Genomic DNA, 22856 nt, shown 5'->3' on the forward strand with positions numbered 1-22856 from the left:
GGCAATTGAAAGCAATCTGTCATCCGGCCGGATTGTGCTTCGCGAGGAAGGCATCGAGGCGGTCGAACCAGTCTTTCAGGTTCACCGGATTCGAGAATCCGTGGCCCTCTTCCTTATAGGCGACATATTCGAAATTGCCGTTCCCCGCGGCCTTCAGCGCCGCGATCAGATTCTGCGACTGGCCGATCGGGACCGTGCCATCATCCTCGCCATGCGCGATCAGCAACGGCCGCTGCAGGCGCGCGGCCTGCTGCGTCGGCGAAACCGAAGCGAGATCGAATTCGGGTTCGCCGGTGACGCGGGCGCGCCAGCGCTTGCCCGCCTCCTTGTCGAGATAGCGCCGGTTATATTTGAGCATGGCCTTCAAATCGGCAACCCCCGCCAGGCTCGCCGCGCAGCGATAGCGTTCGGGATTGCGGATCGCGCCCCACATTGCGGCATAGCCGCCATAGGAGGCCCCGACGATGCACACCCGACCCTTGTCGACGATGCCCTCCTTGACCAGCCAGTCCATCCCGTCGTCGAGATCGTCCTGCATCTTGCGCCCGATCTGGCCGATGCCGGCATCGCCGAACGCAGTGCCATAACCGCCCGATCCGCGGAAATTGGGCTGGAGCACCGCATAGCCGCGGTTCGCGAAAAACTGGACCTGCGGATCATATTCGAGCTTGTCGCGCACGCCATAGGGGCCGCCGTGCGGATAGACGATCAAGGGCAGATTCTTCGCCTCGCGCCCCTTCGGCAGCGTCAGATAAGCGGGGATGTCGGTTCCGTCGCGCGCAGCGTAATGCACCGCCCTGGTCACCGCGAGCCGTTCCGGGTCGAGCGCCCGCTGCATCGCGGCGATCGGCGACATCTGACCGGCGGCGCGGTCGAGGAAATAATATAGGCCCGGTTCGTCGGGGGCTGTCGCGAGGACCAGCATCTGCTTGCCGTCGCGACTGCGCGACGCAACCCACGCCTCGCGGCCGGGAATGGCCCGATCGAGCTGCCCCTGCAGCTTCTTGTTCGCCGGATCGAACCATTCGACCCGATCGCGATCGTCGGTGTAGGACACGCCCTCGAGCGCGGTTCCACCAAGGTTCAGCCAATAATCGTCGATGTCGTAACGGTCGTTGCCATAGACCAGCTCGCCGAGTTCGCGCGTGCGATAATTGAAGCGATACAGTGCCTGCCGGCCATTTTTGTCGCTGAGCGCATAGCCTTCGTCCGATCCCGTGACGATCTTTGCGATCTGGAAATAGGCGTTCTCGTCGCTCGGCTTCACCGCCGCGATCAGATCGAATTTCTCGCCGTCCGAGCGCCGGTAGTAGAATTTGAGCTTGCCGGCCTCGAAACCGACGCCGGCGCGGACGATACCGGTATCGTCGGCATACCATTCCCAGATCGGCGCACGCCGCCGGATGAGTTCGGTCATCGCCCCGTCGGGAAGGGACACGCGAAAGACCGACGGATAATCGAACATGTCCGACTGCATGGACAGAAGCAGATAATGGCCGTCGGGATCGATGAAGAGCACGTCGTCACCCTCCAGCGAACGCCCGACCCGTCCGAGCGCCTTGTTGGTCTTCGTGGCGAAGTCGTGGAGCAACAACACCGTCTGGCGCACATCGACATTCATGAAGCGCGAGCTGCGTTCGATACTGATCAGAAGCTTGTCGTTGCCCGCCCACCGCAGCCAGCGAAAATCGACCTTTTCGGGCAGGTCGACGCGCGACATCGCCTCCTGGTCGACGGCGCGATACAGGATTGCCTGCCGACCCTTGATCCGGCCGAGAAAGGCGATCGACTTGCCATCGGGCGACAAGGCCGCGTTCGATATTTCCGGAAGCCGCGCCAGTTCCTCGGTAGAGATCCGTGCCGGAGGTGTCGCCGCCGTCGTCTGCGCGGCGGCCGTCGCCGGACGGATGATCGCTGCCGCCAGCGCAAGCAGCATGAACCCCAATGCCCTCATCATTCCCCCATTCCCTGCGGCCGAACAATAAGCCGCTGCGATTTGGGAGCAATCGGGAATTAGTTCACAATGCGCAGCTTTCGCGCGACGCGCCAGCCGACGGTCTTGGCCCGCGCATAACTCGGCCAGCGCGGCGGCATCTTCGGGTCGAGGCCGATGCGGCGGAGCGCGGCGTTGGCGGCGTGCGCCTCGGACTCGCGGTAGCTCCATTCGCTGCGCCAGGTGATCGACAGCGAGATCGAGGGCGCGTCGCCATTGGCGACGAAATGCGGCGCCATCACCGGCATCAGCACCGCGTCGCCGGGGCCGAGCGGCACCTGCTGCGCGGCGCCGAGATACTCATCCTGCCACGGCAGGTTGCGATGCCCGCCGGTGTGATAGCGCTCGTGCTGGGTGCGATGCGCGAAGCGTTCGTCGCCCGAGGGCCAGACGTGCATCACCTTGGCCCCGCGCAGCTGGAGCAGGATATTATGCTCGGGGTCGAAGTGGAACGGCGTGATCGATCCCGGCGACGAGATGAAGACGAAGCCCTGCGGCGTCAGCATCGCGCCGGTGCGCGGCTCGACCACCGGCGCCAGTTCGCCGAGCAGGTCCATCAGCAGCGCACGATAGTCGGGCACCGTCTCGATATTCTTGAGTACCGCCCAGCTTCGGTTGGTGTCGATGGTACGGATTGTCTCACCGATCGACAGGCCGTTCGACGGCACATCCTCGGGCGCGATCCCGATCGGCACATCGCCCGGATTATATTCGACCTGGCCCGCGGGCAGATTCTCGCCGAGCGCCGCAAGCGCGTCGAGCGACAGCAGGCGATGCTCGGGCAGGCGGTGGTGCAGCAAGCCCGCCTGCGCCGGATAGAGCGCCTCCATCCGCGCGAGTGTTTCCGCCGGAAAAACGCGCCGGTCGCTGGCGGGCTGGTCGATGATGGGCTGGCCGGTCATGGCTGGTCTTCTACCTTCGCAGCGGGGCGTTTCCAACGCCGCCATAGTCGTTCGGCCTTCGCGAGCGCGTGGAAGCGCAGCCGGTCGCCGCTGCCGCCCAGCGGCGCGTTGACCCAGACGAGATGCCGCCGTTCGCGCCAGACGCTGTCGATCATCGGGTGATCGGGCGCCGCGCAGCTGTCGACCCATGCGATGCGCGGATCGCCCAGCAGGTCGAGGTTCGCCTGCTGGAGCAGGACGCCGGGCGAGAAGCGGGAATAATCCTCGTCGAACGCGGTCTTGAAGGAGAAGGCGCCGGGGACGGCGAGGAAGTTGACGAGCATCGCGAGCGGCCGGTCGTTCAGCACCAGCGCGCGCATGTCGAGCTTGCCCGCCGCCGCGGCCGCGGTGACGATCGCGCGGAACCACGCCTCGGTGTCGCCGTGGCTGGCGAGCGCCGAGCCCGCGCGGCCTTTCCATCCACGCGCCTCCAGATCGAGAAAGGCGCCGATCCATTGTTCGATCGGCTCTTCGCCGGTCCAGCGGCGGAAGGAGACGCGCCCCTCGTCCCCAAGGCGGCTGGCCTGCCGGCGCAGCTCCTTGCGCTTTTTCGCGCGCACCGCGACGTCCCAGTAAGCTTCGGGCGAAAGGTCGCTCTCGAGCAGCGCGCGCTCCTCGCGGTGGACGATCTCCGCCGCCGCGCCGCGATCGCGCGATACGTCGGCGAGCGCGCGGTGCAGCGGTCCGTCCTCGGTCAGACGCGGCACATGGATCAGCGTGTGCGCCCAGCTCGCCGCATCGCACCAGCCAAGCAGGATCGACCAGAACAGATGCTCCATCCCCGCGCGCACCAGCGGCGCCCCGTGGAAGTGATTGGGGTGCGCCCAGCCGGTGACGTGGCGCAGCGGCAAGGGTCCGTATTTGACCGCCGAGGCGAGCGGCATCACGCCGATCAGGGGACCGTCGCGGCCGCCCATCACCATCACCAGCCGCGCCTCGCGCGCGGGATCGAGCAGGTGGAGCGCGGGTTGCAGGCACCAGCGCTCGACGAAAGGATTGGGCTCGCTCGCCTCGTCCGCCAACCCGTCCCACGCTGCCGCGAGGTCGTCGGACAGCGCCAGCGGGTCGACGATGCGCACCGCGAGCGCCGCCGAATCCCCGGCTGCGGTGGCACTGACCGGAAAGGCTGGATGGACCGTCATCGCCGGTTATCCTAGCATCGAAGCGTTAAGAGGAGGTGGCAATTCGTCCAAGCGCGAAGTCTGTAACTTCGTCATCCCGGACCCTTCGACAAGCTCAGGACAGGCTCGATCCGGGATCCATGTTTGAGGCACGAGCTCGAATGGACCCCGGATCAAGTCCGGGGTGACGATGGGAGGAACGCTCAACCGAGACGCCAGCGCGTTCAGATACCGAACAGCTTCGCCAGCGACTTTTCGAGCATGAAGAATTGCCAGATCAGCCGGCCATGATCGCGGCGGCCCGACTGGTGCGCGGCGACGACACGCTCGATCTCGGCCATGTCGAACCAGCCCGACCGCGCAAGCGTCGCCGAGGTCGCGAGCGCCTTTGCCTGCGCCGCGAGCGGTCCGCGGAACCATTGCGTGACTGGCGTCACGAAGCCCATCTTCGGCCGGTAGAGGATGTCGTGCGGCAGATAGCGTTCCATCGCCTGCTTGAGGATCGCCTTGCCCGTCCCGCCCTTGACCCGCATCGACGCGGGCAGGCTCGCGGCGAATTCGATCAGACGATAGTCGAGCAGGGGTTCGCGCGCCTCGAGGCTGACCGCCATGCTCATCCGGTCGGTCTTGGTGAGGATGTCGCCCGGCAGCCAGATCATCAGGTCGGCATATTGCGCGCGGTCGAGCGCCTCGCGCGCGGGCGCCTCGCTCATCGCCTTCCAATAGCGCGCTTCGGCGATATGGTCGCCGAGCGCATGGATCGCGGCGTCGTTGTAGAGCCGCGCGCGCTGCGCGGGACCGGTCACGCCGACCGCCTCGGCATAAGCCTCGATCCCGCCCTTCGACAGGCCGGCGAGCGTCGCGCGCGCGCGCAGCGGGCGCGGTGCCCAGTCCATCTGCGGCCAGACGCGCGACAGCGGGCCGAGTAGGCCGCGCCGCAACACGCCGGGGATGAGGCCGCGCAGCCGCTCCTCCTGATGCTGGAAGACGAGGCGGCGGTATCCCGCGAACGCCTCGTCGGCGCCGTCGCCCGAGAGCGCGACGGTGACCTGCTCGCGCGCGAGTTCGCAGACGCGGTAGGTCGGCAGCGCGCTGGCGTCGGCGAAGGGTTCGTCGAACATGTCGGCGATCTTGTCGACGAGCGCGAAATCGGCCGCGGCGACGGTGCGCGTCCGATGGTCGGTCGCGAAGCGTTCGGCGATCGCTTGCGCATAAGCGGTCTCGTCGAGCGCCGCCTGGTCGAAGCCGATCGTGCAGGTCTTGACCGCCTGCGCGCTCGCCTCCGCCATCAGCGCGACGACCGCGCTGCTGTCGACGCCGCCCGACAGAAAGGCGCCCAATGGCACGTCGGACACCATGCGGTCGGTGACCGCGGCGCGCATCAGGTGGACGAGATGCTCGGCGGCCTCGGCTTCCCCGACGCGGACGCGCCTCGAGAAATCGGGCGCCCACCAGCGCTGCGGCTCCGGAAAGGGCTTGCCGCGTTCGAGGAGGAGAAAATGCCCCGCGGGCAATTTCTCGACCCCCGCGACGATGCAATTGTCATCGGGGACATAGCCCAGCGCGAGGAAGTCCTCGACCGCCGCAAGATTGGGCTCTTGCCGCAGCAACGGATGGCGCAGCAACCCCTTCAGTTCCGACGCAAAGGCAAGCGAACCGTCGGACAGCCGGACATGATGGAGCGGCTTCACCCCCAGCCGGTCGCGCGCGAGGAACAGGCAGCCGCGCGCATGGTCGTGGATCGCGAAGGCGAACATGCCGTTCAGGCGCGACAGGCATTCGACGCCCCATTGCCGCCAGGCCGCGAGGATCACCTCGGTATCGCCGCTGGTGCGGAAGCGGTGGCCGCGATCCTCCAGCTCGGCGCGCAGCTCGCGGAAATTATAGATTTCGCCGTTGTAGGTGATGGTGACGATCTCGTCGTCGCTCGCCATCGGCTGCGGGCTGCCTTCGATATCGATGATCGACAGGCGCAGATGGCCGAAACCGACGCCGGGCGCGGTCCAGGTGCCGCTGCCGTCGGGGCCGCGGTGCGCCATCGGGTGGAGCATCGCGCGCAGGCGCGAGGGATCGACCGGCTTGGCCGTCTCAGTATGATAAATGCCTGCGATCCCGCACATATAGAAAGCGGTCTTAACGCGTTTCGAGCGCGCGGTCAGCCATTGCCTGCGCTCCACCCGACGCGGAAACGAAAGCGGCGATCGCATCGCGGCCGCCGTGCGCCGCTTCGGCCGAGACGATCAGCGACAGCGCGCGGGGGTCACCGCCGAACAGGCGCGCCTTCAGCCCGGCCAGTTTTGCGGTCCGCGCGCTGCCCGTCGCAGTGCCGCCCACGACATACCAGCTAGAGGCATCGCGCAGCAGCGGGCCGGGGTGGAGCAGGCGTTCGGTCTTGCCGCCGTCGACCGCGGGGAGCGCGGCGCTCCATGCCCATTTGCCGTCGGGATCGATCGCGCCCTGCCCGAAGGCGACGACTTCGCGCCCTTCGCCCTGCCGTTCATAGCCGCCGATCGCGACCGTGACGCGGTTGCCTTGTCGATCGGCGAAATGGCCGACGACCCGCCGGTCGGCGCCGTCGAAGCGAGGCTCCCAGACGACAGGCTCGGGCGCGGCTGCGGTCCATCCGGCCGGGGTCGCGACCGCAATCGTTGCGGGCAACTCTGCCGTGCGCCCGCCGACGAGCGTCGCCCAGCCGACGAAGAGCAACGGAATGGCAATCGCCCCGCACAGCACAGCCGCAGCATTGCCGGCGCGGCGAAGCACGCCTTCGAGCCCGCTCACATCGACCGCGACATCGTTCGCGGGCCGGTCGAACCAGCGGCGGGCAACAAGCATCACGACCAAAATGACCAGGCCGAAGAAGATCCAGCCATAAAAGACATGATCGATCCCGCCCGCCGCCTCGATCCCCCAGATTTCGGCCGCGACCATCGTGCCATAAGCGCGCAGCGCGTTGGCTAGGATCGTCGTGGCCAGCGCGAGGCCGACGAAGATGATACGCCGCGTCCAGCTTTTGAAACAGAGGTGCGCGGCGAACACCGAATAGGCGAGCATCGCGATCAGGAAATTGACCCCCGAACAGGCCTCGGCCACCTCGAAAAAGCCTGCGCGGGTGGTGATGAACACGCCCTCGATCTCGGCCGAAAGGCCCGACAGATGCAGCAGCGCAAGCGAGATTTTCGCGGTGAGCGTCTGGAGCAGCGGCACCAGCTCCTCGCCGAACGGCACGAGGAGCAGTGCGTAAGCGAGCGGAAACAGCAGCCCGCGCACCAGCTTCTCACCCAATGTCGCGGCCACGGCGCCCTGCAGCATCAGCACGAGGCCGAGTTGCCGGAACAGCCCGACCCCCGCCGCCTCGCCGACGAGCCACACCAGCCCCGCGCCCGCGATCCAGACCAGCGCGGGCCACCAGAAAGCGGGCGTCAGCGGGCGCAGCAGCGCGGTGCGCTGCGACACCAGCCAGCCGATCATCGGCACCATCAGCAGGCAGTGGGTGAAGGTCGAACTGTGCCACCAGATGCCGGCCATATCGGCGGCGTCGCGGTGGAAGACCGCGAGCATCGCCGCCGCCACGCCCGCGAGTGCGGCAAGGTGCCGCTGCCAGCGCGTCCAGTCCCGCGGGCGGGCGATGGTGTGCGCCGTCATGCCGCGAGCCCGAGCAGGCGCGCGAGCGGCGCGAGCTGCGCATCCCAGCCATAGCGCGCGATCATCTGCGCCCGCGCCGCCCTTCCCATCGCGGCGGCGGCGGCGGGGTCGTCGAACAGGCGAACGACGGCGTCGGCCATCGCACCGGCACCGTCGGCGACGAGCAGATGCTCGCCCGGCGCAGCGTCGATCCCGGTCGCGGCGGCCGCGCTCGCGACCACGGGCCGCGCCATCGCCATCGCCTCGAGCAGCTTGTTCTGCACCCCGCGCGCGAGGAGGAGCGGCGCGACCACCGCATCGGCGGCGGCGAGCCACGGCCGGACGTCGGGCACCTCGCCGGTGACGATCACGCCGGGCAGCGTTTCGAGCGCGCGCACCTCTTCGGCCGGCGCGCGGCCGACGATCGCGAAGCGCGCTTGCGCGTGATGCTGGCGGATGTGCGGCAGGATATCCGACGCGAACCAGCGCACCGCGTCGATGTTCGGCCGATAGTCCATCTGGCCGGTGAAGACCGCGAGCGGGCCGTCGCCCTCGCCCACGCGGTCAAACGACAGCGCGGGATCGAAATGGCCGGTGTCGATGCCGTTCCCGACGGCATGCACCGTGTCGGCGCCGAGCCCGCTGCGCGCGCGGAACAGCGCCGCCTCGGCTTCGCTGACGAAAAGGCTCGCATCGACCGCGCGCGCGACCTTGTCTTCGAAGGCGCCGAGCCTCCGCGCCTCGCGCGCGTGGACCCAGTGGAGCGGCTGGCGTTTGTCCTGCTCGGCATAAGTGGCGAACTTCGCCGAATCGACGTCGACGAAATCCATGACGACCGGCCCCGCGAACCCGGCGGGCAGATATTGCGCCATCTGCCCCGAAAAGGCGACGATATGGCTCACCTTGCCGATCGCGAGCAGCGCGCCGACATGCTCGGCAAGCGCGGCGCTGCGAAACAGGCGGTTCGACACCGGTTCGCCGCGCAGGACCGCGGACGCGAGCGCGACGGGGCGCGAAACACCGCGCACCTCGATGCACAGGCTCCTGCAAAGCGGCGCGAGTTTCGCCTCGGCGACGGCGGCATCCTCGGCCGTGTCGGCGAGCGCAGCGACATGGACGGGCGCGAGCTTCGCCAGCGCCTCGAACATATGCCAGCTGCGGATGCGGTCGCCGCGGTCGGGGGGCCAGGGCGCGCGGTGGACCAGAAACAGGATCTCGGCCATTACCCGAGCCCGCGCGCGATCAGCGGCCCGATGCGGTTCGCCGCCCATAGCGGCAGTTTCTTCCAGAGGTCGACCTGTAGCCTGTATTTGGCGCTGTTCGGGTTGGTGTCGCGCGGGCGCTCGCCGGGCGCGAGCCAGCGCGCATAGACGAGCGGCTCGGGCTCGAAGCCCCAATTCTTCTTGTACGCGAAGGGCCCGGTGCCGAGTTTCGAGCGGCCGAAATCGAAGCGCGTGCAACCCTTCGCCCGCGCATGGCGCATCAGCGCGAAATACATGAGCTCGTTGGCGCGCAGCCTGCGCGCGTCGGCGGTGCCGCCCCCCCAATAGGGCATCACCGTACCGCGCCAATAGAGGCTGAGCACGCTCGCGACCGGCGCGCCATTGGCACGCACCGTCAGGATGTCGGCGTCCGCACCGAACGCGTCGAGCACCGCGTCGAACAGCGCCTTCGGGAACACCGGCGTGCCAAGGTTGCGGACGCTCGTCGCATAGATGCGATAATGGTCGCGCCGTTCGGCTGCATCGGTGCCGGTCGTGACCGTCAGCTCGCTTTCGAGCGCCTTGCGCACCTCGGCGCGCTGCTTGCGCGGAACGGCGAGCAGTTCGGCGTCGTCATCGGCGGCGAGGTTGCGGACGAAGCCGGCATAGACACCCTCCTCGCGGTGCCACCCGTCAGCGTCGGGAAGCGCCCCGCCGCGCAGCTCCACCGAGGGAACGCCGAGCGATTTCGCCATGTCGGCCGCGCCCTGCGCGAGCGTTGCGGCGACCGCGTCGTTGTCCGCCAATATACCGCCGTCGACCGCAAAGCCGCTGCCGACGAGCGCCTGCCCGAAGAGCGGCGAGCGGACATGATGGAGCGGCACGATTCCGGTGAGCGCGCCGTCGGCGCCGCGCGCGGTCAGAAGGTGGCAGACGTGTCCGGTCGCGCGCGTGATCGCCTCGCACCACGCGCGGCTGTGGAAGGGCGTCGCCTCTGGATGCGCGGCGACATAGGCGTCCCACGCGTCGGCATCGGTCAGCGGCACCGGGGGCTGAATCGGCGCGTTCACGCGGCGGCGCGCCACGGCTGCGCGCGCTCCTGCTGCGCGAGGAGTAGCGCGTCGGCGCGGGTCCATTCGAAATCGGCGAGCAGTTTCTTGAGCTTGCCGGCCATCCCGGAAAGACCCGTATAGTGCCGGATCTTCGACTTGACCGGCGCATCGGCGACGCGCGGCTGGCCGGGATCGATCTCCCACGGGTGGAAATAGAGGATCGCGGGATGCCCCTCGGCGTTCATCCGCTCGATCGCCCAGCGCGTGAAGCCATAGGGGAGCAGGCGCATGAAGCCGCCGCCACCCGCCGCCAGCGTGCGCCCGGCAAAGCGCGCGGTCGTCACCGGCCATTCGACAAGCTCGCTGTCGGGGAGCGGGCGCCAGGCGTGGCGCGGGCTCTGCGGCCAGCCATAATGGTCGTGGACGACGGGTGCGACGCTCGACGAATAGGCATAGCCCTGTTCGGCGAGCACGGCATGCGCCCACGGCGTGCGCGTATCGACCGAGAAGCTCGGCGCGCGATAGCCGCGGATCGCGACCCCGCCGAGATCTTCGAGGATCGCCCGCGTCTTTGTGAGGTCGGCGGCGAAATCGTCGGCCGTCATCGAGAAGACGCGCTTGTGATCATAGCCGTGGCTGGCAAGTTCATGCCCCGCCGCGACGATGCGCCGGATCAGCGCCGGATAGCGTTCGGCGACCCAGCCGAGCGTGAAGAAAGTGCCCTTCGCGCCCGCCTCGGCGAAAATCTGCAGCACCGCATCGCAATTCGCCTCGACCCGGCATTCGAGCGTCGGCCAGTCGGCACGGTCGATCGTGCGCTCAAAGGCGCCGACCTGGAACCAGTCCTCGACATCGACCGACAGGCCGTTCTGCATTGTCCCTCACCTTCATCAGTCCCTTAGCGAATGACGCACGGAACGTCACGCCGCCCAGACTTCGGACTTCGTGGGGTTGGGCGAATTTTCGGGATCGCGCTCGACCCATTCGATGAGCAGGTCGAGCACGCGGCGCAGCGCCGCATCCTGCTCCACGAGCCGCGCCTCGAGGCTGGCGATCTGGCTTTGCAACGCAGCGATCTGCGCATCATGCGCGGCCGGGGCCTGAGCGACGGGTTCGGAAACAAGCTCGGTCACGTCGTCGGCCGCGGCGGGCGTCCCGGCCTGATCGGCGACGAGCGTCCGCGCGGCGGCGAAATCGGCGGGCGCGGCAAAGGGCGGGCGGCCGTCGTTCGCGGCGTCGGACCACGCCTGCGGCGGCTCGGCGGCAGCGGCCGCGTGCGCGACAACCTCCTCCACCGGCAGCGGGGCGAGGCTTGCTTCGTCGATCCCGCGGTCGGCCTCGATCTCGCCGATCACGTTGCGGACATGCTGCGCCGAAATGCGGTGCAGTTCCTCGACCGCGCCGAACAGCAGCAGGCGGCTCACCAGCACGTTCAATTTGCGCGGCACGCCGTCGCTATAGTCGTAGATCAGTTCGAACGCCTCGGGCGCGAAGCTCGGATTGCCCCTCCAGCCGACCTTCTTGAGGCGGTGGAGGATATAGGGTTCGACCTCCTCGGGCTCCATCGGGTCGAGGTGGTGCGTCGCGATCACCCGCTGGCGAAGCTGCTCGAGCGCGGGCGTATGGAACAGGGTCTGGCGGAATTCGGGCTGGCCGAGCAGGAAGATCTGCAGCAGCGAATGGTCGCCGAGCTGGAAGTTCGAGAGCATGCGCAGCTCTTCGAGCGCCGAGATCGCAAGATTCTGCCCCTCGTCGACGATCAGCAAGGTGCGGCGGCCGGCGCGCGCCTGTTCGCGCAGATATTGCTCGATCGAGCGGAGAAGCTCCGCCTTGCTCTGCTCTTCCCACTCGATGCCGAACTGTTCGGCGACGAGGCGGAGCAGATCGTCGCCCTCGACCTGCGTCGACACCAGCTTGACCGCGGTCAGGCGGTTGGGATCGATCGTGTTCATCAAATGGCCGACGAGCGTCGTCTTGCCGGCGCCGACGTCGCCGGTGATGACGATGAACCCCTCGCCCTGCGCGAGGCCGTAGCCGAGATAGGACATCGCCTTGCGGTGCGTGCCGCTCTCGAAATAGAAAGCCGGATCGGGCGTCAGCTGGAAGGGCCGACCGGTGAAACCATAATATTGATCGTACATCGAAATTCCCCGATCAGAAATTGTACCGCAGGCCGACCAGCGCCGAACCGATCAGGCGGCTGTTGAAGCCATCCTGGTCGAACGCGCTCAGCGCCGCCGCCGCGCTGCCCGTCAGCGAACGCCAGATGCGCCGCGAATAGGCTGCCGAAATTCCCGCCGACTGGACATCGCCCGCACCCGGCGCGCCATTGTCGTAATAGTTCAGATAGCCCGCAATGCTGAGATCCGAATCGACATCGAGCTGGCGCCCCGCGGTCAGGAAGAGATAATAGCTCTCGTCCTTCGTCCCATCGAGATAGGCGAGCGGTGACGCCGCCGGAACGAGCAGGCGGCGGCGGTCGTAACCGACCCCGACGCCATAGCTCCAGCGGCCGTAGCTCGAACTCAGGATCGCCTGCACGCCGCGGTTGCGATACTGGAAGGTGCCGGCATTGCCGAGCTGGTTGTTGAGGCAGCCGCCGGTCTGTTCGCCGAAGACGCAGGTGTTGACCTCGCCGCTCACCGGGTTGCGCGTCGGGTCGAACTGCGTCGGCAGCGCCGCAAGGCCCGTCGAAAGCCCGCGGCCGAAGCTCGACAGCCCGTCATAGACGCCGACCTGGACCAGGGTCGCATGGTCGGGGCGATAGGCGAAGCCGCCGGTATAGACCGTATCGCCATAGCGGCGGCCGACGCGCGCGGTCAGCGAGGTGCGGCGGCTCGGCTGCCACATCACGCCCGCATCCCAGATCAGCCCGTCGACGTCGAACGACAGCTGGCGCGGGCTCGATGTGTCGGTGACATAGCGGCCGTTCGCGTCGAGCACCGGCACGCCGTTCGCATCGACCACCGGGTCGCGCTGGCCGATCTCGACATCCTCGTAACCGACGCCGCCGAGCAGCGCGACGGTCGGCGAGATCGGCACCGTGATGTCGGCGCGCGCATATTTGCCGTCGAAACGCTGGTCGAGCTGGCTCGCATCCTCGCGTTCCCAGCCGCCCGAAAGCTGCCAGCCGAACGGCAGGTCGCCCGGCCGCTGGCCGATGCTGCCCCACGCCACATGGTTGGTCGAATGGTCGAAGACATCGCGCGGCTGGACGCCGGGCGCGAGCACCGCGGGATTGTCGACCTCGACCTTGGTGTAGCCGAAGCGATAGCCGGCGCCGACGTCGAGATTGCCGATGCGCCGCGCGAAGGTCGGCCCGGCGTAGAAGGAATAGAGGTCGGCGACATTGGTCCCGCCCCCGATGAAGAAGCCGCCGTCGGCGCCCTGCCCGTCGGCGCGAGCGCGCGTCGCGAGCGCCCCGGCCTCCAGATTCAGCCCCTGCGCGGCTTCGAGCCGGCCGCGGACGAGGCCGCTCAAGATATCGGCGTCGCTGAGCCCGCCGCTTTCGCCGAAGCGATGTTCGTAGCGGATCGTCCCCGCGAGTTCGGCGCGGCGCGTCACGATCGCCGCGTCGACCCCGACCGCGACGGTCGTGTAGGTCAGGACATCGCCGTCGCCGCCCTTCAGGTCGGCGGTCAGCACCTGATCGACTTCGAGATAGGGGCTGAAGTCGACCTGCCGCTGGCGCTTCTTGCGTTCGCCGCGCTTCGCCTTGCGGCCGGTTTCGGACGCCGAAGGCGCGCTGCTCGCGCCCGGATCGCCGGACGCGGCGCCGGGATCGCCGGAGAATTGCGCCTCGGCGCTCGTCGCGGTTCCCGCGAGCAGCAGCGCGGCAAGCGCCGCCCCGGTGCGCAGGGTGAAACGGGGAGACATCACGCACCGCCTCCCTGGCCGTAATAGGTGCCGAAGCGGCGGCCGCCCGGCGAGAATTTCACGCCGTTGAGCAGGAGCTGGATGTGCGGGCACGCCCCCATCAGGCCGATCGCGTCGCGCAGCGCGCTTTCCATCGTCTGGTCGGCGCGCACGACCATGATGAGCTGGCCGACATGCCCGGCGAGCACCGCCGCGGGTGACGCTGCTAGGACCGGCGGCGAATCGAGGATGACGATCCGGCCCGGCGCTCCCTGTTCGAGCTGCGCGAGCAGCGCTTCGGTCCGCGCCGAGGCGAGCAGTTCGGTATCGTGCATATGCTGCGTACCCGCGGGCATGACCTTCAGCCCCGGAATGTCGGTCTGGATCAGGCAGTCGGCGAGCGGCAGATGCGGATCGGCGAGCGCGTCCATCAGCCCCGGACCATTTTCGAGGCCAAGCGCGTCGAGCACACTCGGCTTCGCGATATCGGCGTCGATCAGCAGCACGTCGTGGTCGGCCTCGACCGCGAGGCTGAGCGCGAGGTTGACCGCGGTGAAGGTCTTGCCCTCGCCGGGGTTCGCCGAGGCAATCAGCACACGGTGGCCGCGCGGCACGACCGGGCGGTTCGCGGTCCCCGCGAAATTGCGGATGATCTCGCGCTTCACGATGCGATATTCCTCGGCGATGCCGGTCACCGGGGCGCCGGGCACGACCATGCCGCGCGCGGCAAGCCGGTCGCGGTCGATGCGGCCGTGGCGCGCGGGCTCGATCGCGGGCGCCGCCTTCGCGACATGTTTGCGCGGCGAGGGCTTGGCGGACGCCGGCTCGACAGCGGGCGTCACGTCGATTGCGGGTTCGGGCGCGACGTCCGGCGGCAATATTTCGGCGACGGGTTCGGCCTTCGCCTTGCGCGCGCGCTTCTCGGGCTCGGGCGGCAGCTTCGACACGTCGATCGTCGACGCATTCTTCGCGGGATCGAGGCCGAACATGTCGGCGGCGCGTTCGAGCAGCGAGGGCTGGCGCTTGACGGGGCGTTGGTCGTTCATGTCCTCTTCCCCGCTCACGCGACCATGCCGCGCTGGACGAATTCGGCGATCAGCAGCAGCGCGTAGAGGCCGACGAGCGCCCCCGCTCCGCTGGCGAGCCACACCAGCTTTTTCCGGCGTTCGACATGGCGGTCGGGCGTCACCACCTCGGTAATCGACCCGATCACCGGCAGCCCGCTCGCGCGCTCGAGCTTCGCGGCGGTGGCATAGCTCGGGCGGACCTGCGCGAGGCCGAAGGCCGCGCCGATACCGCCACCGATCCCCGCCAGCAGCACCAGCGTCAGGAACAGCGGCCGGTTCGGCGCCGCGGGGCTGGTCGGCTTCGACGGCGGATCGAGCAGTTCGATCTTGATCGCGTCGGTTTCGGTCTGCGCATCGCCGCGCAGCCGCACCTGCTCGCGCTGGGCGAGCAGCTTGTCATATTGCGCCTTGGTCGCGGTATATTCGCCGTTGATCCGGTCATATTCGGCGGCGACGCCGGGGTTCTGGATCTGCTGCGAGGTGATGCGCGCGATGTCGCCCATCAGCTGCGACTTGCGCGCGGTCAGCGCGCTGACCGTCGCCTGGCGCTCGGCGCGCATCGCGGCGAGCGAGGCATAGGCGGGATTCTGCATCCCGCCGCCGCCACCGCCGCTGCCTTCGCGGTCGGCGATGGCCTTCAGCGACGCGATCTGGCTCTTCAGCGCGATGACGTCGGGATGCGCATCGGTGAGCCCGCGCGCGCGCATCGAGGAAAGTTCGTTCTGCGCCCCGGCAAGCTGCTGGCGCGCGACGCTGCCGCCCACGCCGCCGCCGGCGCCGGGGACCGACTGCGGGGTCGATGCGAGCTGGCCGTTCGCAGCTGCAAGCTGCGCCTGCGCCGAGACGAGCTGGCTGTCGATCTGGCCGAGTTCGGCGCGCGCCGCCTCGACGCGCTGCGCGGGCGAGCCGGTGCCGCCCGGGATCAGGCCGATATTCTGCGCCTCGAACGCGGCGCGACGCGCCTCGATCTCGCGCAGGCCCTTTTCGCGGTCGGCGATCTGCGAATCGAGGAATTTCAGGCCCTCGCGCGTGTTGACGCGGCCACCGCGCAACTGATCGTCGCGGAATACGGTGATCAGGCTGTCGAGTATTCCGCTCGCGAGCTTCGCATTGTCGGCGTCGGACAGGCTGCCGATCCCGACCGAAGAGGTCAGCTCGAAGATATTCTGCTGCTGCGGCACGACCTTGATATTCTGCTGCAGCATCGCGACCGCGCCCGCCTTGTCGCGCTCGCCGGCATCGGCGCCGATCAGCCCGGTCGTCGCCGCAACCTTTTCGAGGTTGCGCGCGCTGGTCAGCGTCTCGCGGATCTGGTCGATCTGCTGCCCGCCCCCGAACGAGCCGCCGGTGCCATCGTCGGGCAGGATCTGGTTGACCTCGACGAGCAGCCGCGCGCGGCTGTCATAGCGGTTGGGGATCGACGCGACCGCAAGCCAGCCGAGGATGCAGATGCCCCAGGCGACCGCGAGCACGAGCCAGCGGCGCGTCCAGACGCTGTGCACCGCCACCCGGATTTCGTCGTATAGGCCGTTCATCGCTCGCTGTCAGTCCTTGGCAATCATGTCGGTGGGGGCAAAGATCAGAACATGCTTTCGGGGATGATGATCACATCGCCCGGTTGCAAGCGGACGTTCGCCTTGATGTCGCCGCGCTTGATGAGGTCGTTGAGGCGGAGCCCGAACTCCTCCTGCTTGCCGGTACCCTTGTCATAGCGGACGAGGCGCGCCTTGTTGCCCGCCGCATATTCGCCGAGGCCGCCGACCGCGATCATCGCGTCGAGCACGGTCATGTTGGCGCGGAACGGGATCGACGCCGGCTTCTCGGTCGCGCCGACGACGCGCACCTGCTGCGAGAAGGTGCTGTTGAAGCTGGTGACGATCACGCTGACGATCGGATCGGTGATATATTGGCTGAGCTGCAGCTTGATATCCTGCTGCAGCATCGTCGGCGTCTTGCCGACCGCGGGCATGTCGGTGATCAGCGGGGTGGTGATGCGGCCGTCGGGGCGGACCTGCACCTTGCCGCCGAGTTCGGGATTGCGCCACACGAAGATCTGCAGCTCGTCGAGCGGCCCGATGATATATTCCTCGCCGGGCCCTTCCTGGTTCGCGACGAAATTGGCGCTGGGAAGCTGCGGCGCCGACCCCGTGCTGCCCATGCATCCCGCGAGGGCGGTCGCGGCGATACCCGCGACCAGCGCAAGGCGTGCGACATAAAGCGAGGGGAAGGACGTCATATTCAAATCACCTTTCGAGCGGCCGAGCGCCCTCTGCCGCCCCTAAACGGCTGCAAAGAAACCCATTGCGTCAGCTTCCGCTATTGCTCGAAAGGGTGAATATACCGTTAGTCTTGCGCTAAGTTCGAGCCGCGTTTGCCACAGTCTGTGCCGTATCGGCACAGAAACGGCCCTATACGAGCATTTCGCGTGCCGGTCCCTGACCGAGAAAGCCCGCCGGACTTGCCGTCGCACCATAAGCGCCGGCGAGGAAAAGTACAATCAGATCACCGACTTGCGCGCGCGGAAGCGCGACCTGATCGCCCAGACGGTCGAGCGGGGTGCAGAGGCAACCGACCACCGAGACGGTCTCCTCGGGATCGGCGCCGAAGCGATTCGCTACCCCTATCGGATAGTTGCGGCGGATGACGGTGCCGAAATTGCCGCTCGCGGCGAGCTGGTGGTGGAGGCCGCCGTCGGTGACGAGAAAGGTCTCGCCATGGCTGGCCTTGCGGTCGATCACGCGCGTCAGATAGACGCCCGCCTCCGCCACCAGCCAGCGCCCGAGTTCCATCGCGAACCGGCTGTTCGCGAGCGCCGCGTCGCGCGTCGCAAGCGTGTCGCCGAGCGCGGCACCGACCGCCGCGACGTCGACCGCCACATCGCCGGGGAAATAGGGAACGCCCATCCCGCCGCCGAGATTGACAAGCGGCGGAGCGACACCGATCGCGTCCGCCAGCCGTCCGGCAAGCGCCACGGTCTGCGCCTGCGTCTCGGCGATGGCACTGGCATCAAGTGCCTGCGATCCTGTAAAAATATGAAAGCCCCGCCAGTCGGCGCCGGCGTCGATGAGGTGGCGGACGAGCGCGGGAACGGTGTCGGCGTCGACCCCGAAGGGCTTGGCGCCGCCCCCCATCTTCATCCCCGATCCCTTGAGGTCGAAGTCGGGATTGACGCGCACCGCGAGCCGCGGCGCAACGCCCAGTCGCGCGGCGATCGACAGCGCCCGTTCGGCTTCGCCCGCGGATTCGAGGTTGAGCGTTGCGCCCGCCTCGATCGCGGCTTCGAGTTCGCGGTCGCGCTTTCCCGGCCCCGCGAAGCTGATGTGCTCGGCCGCCATTCCGCTCGCGAGCGCGGCCTTGAGTTCGCCCCCCGACGCAACGTCGAAACCATCGACCAGCCGCGCCATGAAGGCGAGCAGCGGCGCATAGGGATTCGCCTTCATCGCATAGTGAAGCTGGACCGATGGCGGCATCGCGGCGCGCCATTCGGCGACGCGTGCGGCGAGCATCGCGCTGTCATAGACGAAGAGCGGGGTGTCGCCCGCGACGTCGGCGAGCGCCTCGGCGCGGTCGCCACCGATCAGCAGCATCCCCCCGGCGTCGGCCGCAAAGCCGGGCGGGATCGGACCGTGGGGCTTCATGCCGCCACCGCCTTCGCCCAGTCGGCGGCGATCGCGACGCGGTCGAGCTTGCCGTTGGGGTTCCGCGGCAACGCATCGCGCCACTCGATCGTCTGCGGCTGCATGAAATTGGGGAGGTTCTGGCGGAGGTAGGCCGAGAGCGCGGCCGCGTTCTCGCGCCCGTCTTTGCCGCGCACGATCAGGACGATCGCGGCGCCGAGCCGCGGATCGGGAACGCCGAACGCGACGGCTTCGAAAATCAGGCCCGATGCCACCGCGACATCCTCGACCTCGGTCGGGCTGACGCGATTGCCCGCGGTCTTGATCATCGCATCGTCGCGCCCGATGAAAGTGAGCAACCCATCGCTGTCGCGCCGTACCGTATCGCCGGACCATACCGCCGTTCCGCCGTATCGCGACGCGGCAGGCGCCGGCCGGAAGCGTTCGGCAGTCCGCGCCTCGTCCTGCCAATAGCCCTTCGCCACCAGCGGTCCGGCGTGGACAAGCTCGCCCGGCTCGTCATCCGCCGCGACGCTGCCGTCGGGACGGCAGACCAGAATTTCAGCGTGCGGAATCGCCCGGCCCATCGAGGTCGGATGCGCCGCGACGAGCGCGGGGTCGAGGAAGGTCGAACGAAAGGCTTCGGTCAGCCCGTACATCGGATAGATGTCGGCCTTCGGAAAGGTCGCGCGCATCGCGTCGATCAGCGAGGGCGTCAGCGCGCCGCCGCTGTTGGTCAGGCGTCGGAGCAGCGCTGCGATCTCGGCAGGCCAGTCGCTCTCGACGAGTTGCACCCAGAGCGGCGGCACCCCCGCCAGCGTCGTCACGCCATGGCGCGCCACCGCCTTCACGACATCGCGCGGGGTCAGATAGTCGAGCGGCGCCACCGAAGCCCCCGCATACCAGCTCGAAAACAGCTGGTTCTGACCATAGTCGAAACTCAGCGGCAGCACCGCCAGCACGCGGTCGCCGGGCACGATCTTCAGATAGGTCGCGACGCTCTCGGCCCCCAGCCACAGATTCGCATGGCTCAGCATCACGCCCTTCGGCAGTCCGGTCGATCCGCTGGTGTAGAGGATCGCGGCCAGATCGTCGGGTTCGGCGATCGACGGCGGCAGGCCCTCCCCGCCCGAATCGATGACGTCCTCGGCAAGCTTCAGATCCTGAACCGCGCAATCATCGGGCAGTCCGTCGCCGAGCATGTCGGCGCGCGATCGGTTGGTGACGAGCAGTTTCGCGCCGCTGTCAGCCAGGATATGCGCGACCTGCGCGCCCTTGAGCAGCGGGTTGACCGGCACATGGATCAGCTCGGCGCGTGCGGCCGCCAGCGGCAACAGGCAGGTCGCGCGCGACTTCGCGCCCCAGCTCGCGACGCGCTCGCCCGGACCGCCGGCCTCGGCCAACAGCCAGGAAGCGAGCCGTCCGACCCCCGCGTCGAGTTCGCCGAAGCTCAGCACGCGGTCGCCGGTCAGCAGCGCAGGCGCATCCGCCGCGCCGCGAAGCGCGAGATGGTCGACCGGATACGACTGTGGGTTTTCGGCTTTGGTCATCGGCTGTTAGGAGAGAGTTGATAGAGGGCCGCAGCATGCAAGGGAACGGTGAAGATCGCGCTAATGATAAGACGTTGCCCGCCGCAGCGCGCGCGGCGGATGGCGCATCGCCGTTCGACCGTGCCGAATGGTTCGCGCTGCTGGAGGCGCATGGCTTTGCCGCTGGGGGCCGGCACGATGCAAAGGCGACGGCCGGCGGCGTCACCGCCTGGCTTCCTCTGCGCGCCGAGAAATCGGGTCATTTCGCGGGCCTGACCAACTGGTACAGCTTCGCGATCCGGCCGCTTTACGAGGGTGACGGCGATCGGGGCGTAGCTCTGACCGCGCTTCTGCGCGACATCCGCAACCGGGCGGCGCGCCTTTCGCTCTACCCCGTTCGCGACGGTGATCGCACCGCCACCCAGTCGGCGCTGCGCGCCGCCGGATGGTGGGTGGACGCCCGCCCCGCGGGTGACCGCCACTGGCTCGACCTCTCCGATATGGACCATGACAGCTGGTGGGCGAGCCGCCCCGGCGCGCTGCGCAGCACCGTCCAGCGCAAGGCGAAGAAGGGCATCGTCGATATCGCGTTGCTGACCTGCTTCGATCCGGAAAGCTGGGCCGCCTATGAAGAGATTTACGCCGCGAGCTGGAAACCGGAAGAAGGCCATCCCGCGCTGCTGCGCGCCTTTGCCGAGGCCGAAAGCGCGCGCGGCACCTTCCGGATGGGATTGGCCCGCATCGACGGCGCGCCGGTCGCCGCCCAGTTCTGGACGGTCGAGGACGGCACCGCCTTCATCCACAAGCTCGCGCATGTCGAGGACAGCCAGAAGGCGTCGCCCGGCACCCTGCTCTCGGCCGCGCTCTTCCGCCATGTGATCGAGGTCGACGGCGTGAAGCGCGTCGATTTCGGCACCGGAAACGACGCCTACAAGCGCGACTGGATGAACCGGCACGAGCCCCTTTGGCGGATCGAGGCTTTCAATCCGGCGCGCATCGCGGCATGGGGGCCGGCATCGAAAGCCTTTGTGCGTTCCATGCTGGGGAAAGATACGTGACCGAACCGACCTTCGAACCGTCCGGCGTCGACGCCACGCTTCGCGCGCTGCTCGCCGATGTGCTCGGCCTCGGCGAAGAGCGGGCGGCGGCGCTGACCGACGCCAGCGGCCTGTTCGGCGAGCTGCCCGAATTCGATTCGATGGCGGTCGCGACCGTGCTGACCGAGATGGAGGACCGCCTCGGCATCATCATCGACGACGACGAGATCGATGGCGAGATTTTCGAAACCTACGGCAATCTCCTCGCCTTTTCGCGGTGCAAAGTGAACGGTTGAGGCAGGCGCGGGGGGCATGGCAGAGCATCTGTTCCGCATCGCTCCGTCCGGCGCGAGCCGTGCCACCATCCTGTTCGTGCCGCCGCTGTTTGACGAGGCGAACCGCCTGCGACGGACGCTAGCGCTCGCGATGCGCGCGCTGGCAGCGGAGGGATATGCGGCGGTGCTGCCCGATCTCCCCGGCCAGAATGAAAGCCTGGTCGCGCTGGAAGACGTCGATCTCGAACGCTGGCGGGATGCGCTGGCGGAGGTCGCGGCCGGAATCGACGGACCGGTCGCGATCGCCTCGATTCGCGGCGGCGCGCTGATCGATCATCGCGCGGAGGCCGTCGCCTGGTGGCGGCTTGCCCCCGTCGGCGGCGCGTCGCTGCTGCGCACGATGCTGCGCGCGCGCGTGACTGCGGATCGCGAGGCGGGGATCGAATCGTCGCTGGAAAGCTTGCAGGCGGCGGCAAGGGACGCGCCGCTGCTGCTCGCGGGCAATGCGCTGTCGCCCGCGATGGTCGCCCAGCTCGGCGCCGCCGAAGCGCAGCCGGTCACGCCGCTGCGCGCGATCGGCCTTGGCCCCGACGGCGTCGCGGGAACGCCGCTGTGGCTGCGCGCCGAGCCCGGCGAAGATGCGGCGATGGCGGCTGCGATCGCCGCCGACGTCGCCGCGTGGAGCAAGACATGCGGCATCAGCTGAGTTTCGCCTGCGAAGGGGCAGCGCTCGCCGCGACCATCGACAAGGCGCCGGGCACGACCGGCCTGCTGATCGTCTCGGGCGGTAATGAGGTACGGAGCGGCGCGCATCGCGGCATGGCGATGCTGGCGCAGCGGATCGCGGCGGTAGGGCATCCGGTGTTCCGCTTCGACCGGCGCGGAATCGGCGACAGCGAGGGGAACAACGGCGGCTATGCAAGCAGCGCGCCCGACATCGCCGCCGCGATCGCGGCGTTTCGCGAGGCCGCACCCCATGTGACGCGCATTGTCGCGTTCGGCAATTGCGATGCGGCGAGCGCGCTCTTGCTGCACCAGCCGCTGGCGCTGGACGCCCTGATCCTTGCCAATCCGTGGACCTATGAAGACGGCGAGGAGGACGCCGGCGAACCCGCGCTGCCGCCCGCTTCGGCGATCCGCGCGCGCTATCTGGCGCGGCTGAAAGATCCGAAAAGCCTGCTGCGCCTGCTGAAGGGCGAGATCGACATAGGGAAATTGTTTCGCGGCCTCTCCGCCCTGAAACAGGCGCCGCAGCCGCCCGCACCCGACAGCCTCGCCGACCGGCTCGCCAGCAACATCGCCAAGCTGCCCTGCCCCGCAACGATCCTGCTCGCTACCGGCGACCGCACCGCGCAAGCCTTTATGGACGCGCTGGCGCCGTCACTCGCCTCCATCGAGGCGAACCCGTCAACCGTCGGAGTCGAAAAGCTCGCCAGCCCGTCACACAGCTTTGCCGGCAAGGATGCCGACTGGCTCTTTGCTCGGATATTGAAAGCGCTGGCCTGACGGCAGCATCGGGTTGGGGAGCGGACCAAAAGCCCTC

At 68.2% G+C, this 22856-nt stretch carries 19 protein-coding genes; 4 read left to right on the top strand and 15 right to left on the bottom strand.

Features of this window, described 5'->3' with window-relative positions:
• Positions 1–19: 19 nt before the first annotated feature.
• The 15 genes from QOL79_RS16855 to QOL79_RS16925 form a co-directional block, all read right to left on the bottom strand.
• Positions 20–1957: an alpha/beta hydrolase family protein gene (locus QOL79_RS16855; RefSeq protein ID WP_283420223.1), complete on the bottom strand. Its 1938-nt coding sequence runs from the start codon at positions 1955–1957 to the stop codon at positions 20–22.
• Between the two features lie 56 nt (positions 1958–2013).
• Positions 2014–2895, bottom strand: a complete 882-nt coding sequence (locus tag QOL79_RS16860) for a cupin-like domain-containing protein (protein WP_283420224.1) — start codon at positions 2893–2895, stop codon at positions 2014–2016.
• The gene (locus QOL79_RS16865) at positions 2892–4076 is read right to left on the bottom strand and encodes a GNAT family N-acetyltransferase (protein WP_283420225.1); all 1185 of its coding nucleotides are present in this window, start codon (positions 4074–4076) and stop codon (positions 2892–2894) included. The genes QOL79_RS16860 and QOL79_RS16865 overlap by 4 nt, the downstream gene beginning before the upstream one ends.
• A 203-nt stretch (positions 4077–4279) precedes the next feature.
• Positions 4280–6175, bottom strand: a complete 1896-nt coding sequence (locus QOL79_RS16870; protein ID WP_283420269.1) for an XrtA/PEP-CTERM system amidotransferase — start codon at positions 6173–6175, stop codon at positions 4280–4282.
• Positions 6176–6188: 13 nt separating this feature from the next.
• Positions 6189–7700 carry an exosortase A gene (xrtA, locus tag QOL79_RS16875; RefSeq protein ID WP_283420226.1) on the bottom strand — a complete coding sequence of 504 codons (1512 nt, stop codon included), beginning with the start codon at positions 7698–7700 and terminating at the stop codon, positions 6189–6191.
• Complete coding sequence (locus tag QOL79_RS16880; protein WP_283420227.1) at positions 7697–8902, bottom strand: TIGR03087 family PEP-CTERM/XrtA system glycosyltransferase; 1206 nt, start codon at positions 8900–8902, stop codon at positions 7697–7699. Before QOL79_RS16880 ends, xrtA begins: the two co-directional genes overlap by 4 nt.
• Complete coding sequence (locus QOL79_RS16885; protein WP_283420228.1) at positions 8902–9966, bottom strand: FemAB family XrtA/PEP-CTERM system-associated protein; 1065 nt, start codon at positions 9964–9966, stop codon at positions 8902–8904. Before QOL79_RS16885 ends, QOL79_RS16880 begins: the two co-directional genes overlap by 1 nt.
• Positions 9948–10808: an XrtA system polysaccharide deacetylase gene (locus tag QOL79_RS16890; protein ID WP_283420229.1), complete on the bottom strand. Its 861-nt coding sequence runs from the start codon at positions 10806–10808 to the stop codon at positions 9948–9950. Before QOL79_RS16890 ends, QOL79_RS16885 begins: the two co-directional genes overlap by 19 nt.
• Before the next feature lie 45 nt (positions 10809–10853).
• Positions 10854–12074 carry an XrtA/PEP-CTERM system-associated ATPase gene (locus QOL79_RS16895; RefSeq protein WP_283420230.1) on the bottom strand — a complete coding sequence of 407 codons (1221 nt, stop codon included), beginning with the start codon at positions 12072–12074 and terminating at the stop codon, positions 10854–10856.
• A 13-nt stretch (positions 12075–12087) separates the two neighbouring features.
• A complete protein-coding gene (locus QOL79_RS16900; RefSeq protein WP_283420270.1) occupies positions 12088–13809 on the bottom strand; it encodes a hypothetical protein in 1722 nt (573 codons plus the stop codon).
• Positions 13809–14834, bottom strand: coding sequence for an AAA family ATPase (locus tag QOL79_RS16905; protein ID WP_283420231.1), 1026 nt, complete (start codon positions 14832–14834; stop codon positions 13809–13811). The genes QOL79_RS16900 and QOL79_RS16905 overlap by 1 nt, the downstream gene beginning before the upstream one ends.
• Positions 14835–14848: 14 nt before the next feature.
• Complete coding sequence (locus tag QOL79_RS16910) at positions 14849–16390, bottom strand: XrtA system polysaccharide chain length determinant (protein ID WP_204991582.1); 1542 nt, start codon at positions 16388–16390, stop codon at positions 14849–14851.
• Positions 16391–16434: 44 nt separating this feature from the next.
• The gene (locus tag QOL79_RS16915; protein ID WP_283420232.1) at positions 16435–17091 is read right to left on the bottom strand and encodes an XrtA/PEP-CTERM system exopolysaccharide export protein; all 657 of its coding nucleotides are present in this window, start codon (positions 17089–17091) and stop codon (positions 16435–16437) included.
• Between the two features lie 172 nt (positions 17092–17263).
• Positions 17264–18493, bottom strand: a complete 1230-nt coding sequence (locus QOL79_RS16920) for a pyridoxal-dependent decarboxylase, exosortase A system-associated (RefSeq protein ID WP_283420233.1) — start codon at positions 18491–18493, stop codon at positions 17264–17266.
• Positions 18490–20022, bottom strand: coding sequence for an acyl-CoA ligase (AMP-forming), exosortase A system-associated (locus tag QOL79_RS16925; RefSeq protein ID WP_283420234.1), 1533 nt, complete (start codon positions 20020–20022; stop codon positions 18490–18492). Before QOL79_RS16925 ends, QOL79_RS16920 begins: the two co-directional genes overlap by 4 nt.
• 74 nt (positions 20023–20096) lie before the next feature.
• Between QOL79_RS16925 and QOL79_RS16930 the strand changes: the two genes are divergently transcribed.
• The 4 genes from QOL79_RS16930 to QOL79_RS16945 are packed head-to-tail and all read left to right on the top strand — an operon-like array spanning position 20097 to position 22819.
• Positions 20097–21059: a GNAT family N-acetyltransferase gene (locus tag QOL79_RS16930; RefSeq protein WP_283420235.1), complete on the top strand. Its 963-nt coding sequence runs from the start codon at positions 20097–20099 to the stop codon at positions 21057–21059.
• Complete coding sequence (locus QOL79_RS16935; protein WP_283420236.1) at positions 21056–21334, top strand: phosphopantetheine-binding protein; 279 nt, start codon at positions 21056–21058, stop codon at positions 21332–21334. Before QOL79_RS16930 ends, QOL79_RS16935 begins: the two co-directional genes overlap by 4 nt.
• A 16-nt stretch (positions 21335–21350) precedes the next feature.
• A complete protein-coding gene (locus QOL79_RS16940; protein WP_283420237.1) occupies positions 21351–22019 on the top strand; it encodes an alpha/beta hydrolase family protein in 669 nt (222 codons plus the stop codon).
• The gene (locus QOL79_RS16945) at positions 22004–22819 is read left to right on the top strand and encodes a hydrolase 1, exosortase A system-associated (protein WP_283420238.1); all 816 of its coding nucleotides are present in this window, start codon (positions 22004–22006) and stop codon (positions 22817–22819) included. Before QOL79_RS16940 ends, QOL79_RS16945 begins: the two co-directional genes overlap by 16 nt.
• The last annotated feature ends 37 nt before the right edge of the window (positions 22820–22856 follow it).

Source organism: Sphingopyxis sp. Geo48, assembly GCF_949769155.1.
In the GTDB taxonomy this organism is placed as follows: Bacteria; Pseudomonadota; Alphaproteobacteria; order Sphingomonadales; family Sphingomonadaceae; genus Sphingopyxis.

What these genes read in the sequence shown, in the direction of transcription:
- QOL79_RS16855 (WP_283420223.1), bottom strand. Translation starts at nt 1,957, where the DNA reads ATGATGAGGGCATTGGGGTTCATGCTGCTTGCGCTGGCGGCAGCGATC.
- QOL79_RS16860 (WP_283420224.1), bottom strand. Translation starts at nt 2,895, where the DNA reads ATGACCGGCCAGCCCATCATCGACCAGCCCGCCAGCGACCGGCGCGTT.
- QOL79_RS16865 (WP_283420225.1), bottom strand. Translation starts at nt 4,076, where the DNA reads ATGACGGTCCATCCAGCCTTTCCGGTCAGTGCCACCGCAGCCGGGGAT.
- QOL79_RS16870 (WP_283420269.1), bottom strand. Translation starts at nt 6,175, where the DNA reads ATGTGCGGGATCGCAGGCATTTATCATACTGAGACGGCCAAGCCGGTC.
- xrtA (WP_283420226.1), bottom strand. Translation starts at nt 7,700, where the DNA reads ATGACGGCGCACACCATCGCCCGCCCGCGGGACTGGACGCGCTGGCAG.
- QOL79_RS16880 (WP_283420227.1), bottom strand. Translation starts at nt 8,902, where the DNA reads ATGGCCGAGATCCTGTTTCTGGTCCACCGCGCGCCCTGGCCCCCCGAC.
- QOL79_RS16890 (WP_283420229.1), bottom strand. Translation starts at nt 10,808, where the DNA reads ATGCAGAACGGCCTGTCGGTCGATGTCGAGGACTGGTTCCAGGTCGGC.
- QOL79_RS16895 (WP_283420230.1), bottom strand. Translation starts at nt 12,074, where the DNA reads ATGTACGATCAATATTATGGTTTCACCGGTCGGCCCTTCCAGCTGACG.
- QOL79_RS16900 (WP_283420270.1), bottom strand. Translation starts at nt 13,809, where the DNA reads ATGTCTCCCCGTTTCACCCTGCGCACCGGGGCGGCGCTTGCCGCGCTG.
- QOL79_RS16905 (WP_283420231.1), bottom strand. Translation starts at nt 14,834, where the DNA reads ATGAACGACCAACGCCCCGTCAAGCGCCAGCCCTCGCTGCTCGAACGC.
- QOL79_RS16910 (WP_204991582.1), bottom strand. Translation starts at nt 16,390, where the DNA reads ATGAACGGCCTATACGACGAAATCCGGGTGGCGGTGCACAGCGTCTGG.
- QOL79_RS16915 (WP_283420232.1), bottom strand. Translation starts at nt 17,091, where the DNA reads ATGACGTCCTTCCCCTCGCTTTATGTCGCACGCCTTGCGCTGGTCGCG.
- QOL79_RS16920 (WP_283420233.1), bottom strand. Translation starts at nt 18,493, where the DNA reads ATGAAGCCCCACGGTCCGATCCCGCCCGGCTTTGCGGCCGACGCCGGG.
- QOL79_RS16925 (WP_283420234.1), bottom strand. Translation starts at nt 20,022, where the DNA reads ATGACCAAAGCCGAAAACCCACAGTCGTATCCGGTCGACCATCTCGCG.
- QOL79_RS16940 (WP_283420237.1), top strand. Translation starts at nt 21,351, where the DNA reads ATGGCAGAGCATCTGTTCCGCATCGCTCCGTCCGGCGCGAGCCGTGCC.
- QOL79_RS16945 (WP_283420238.1), top strand. Translation starts at nt 22,004, where the DNA reads ATGCGGCATCAGCTGAGTTTCGCCTGCGAAGGGGCAGCGCTCGCCGCG.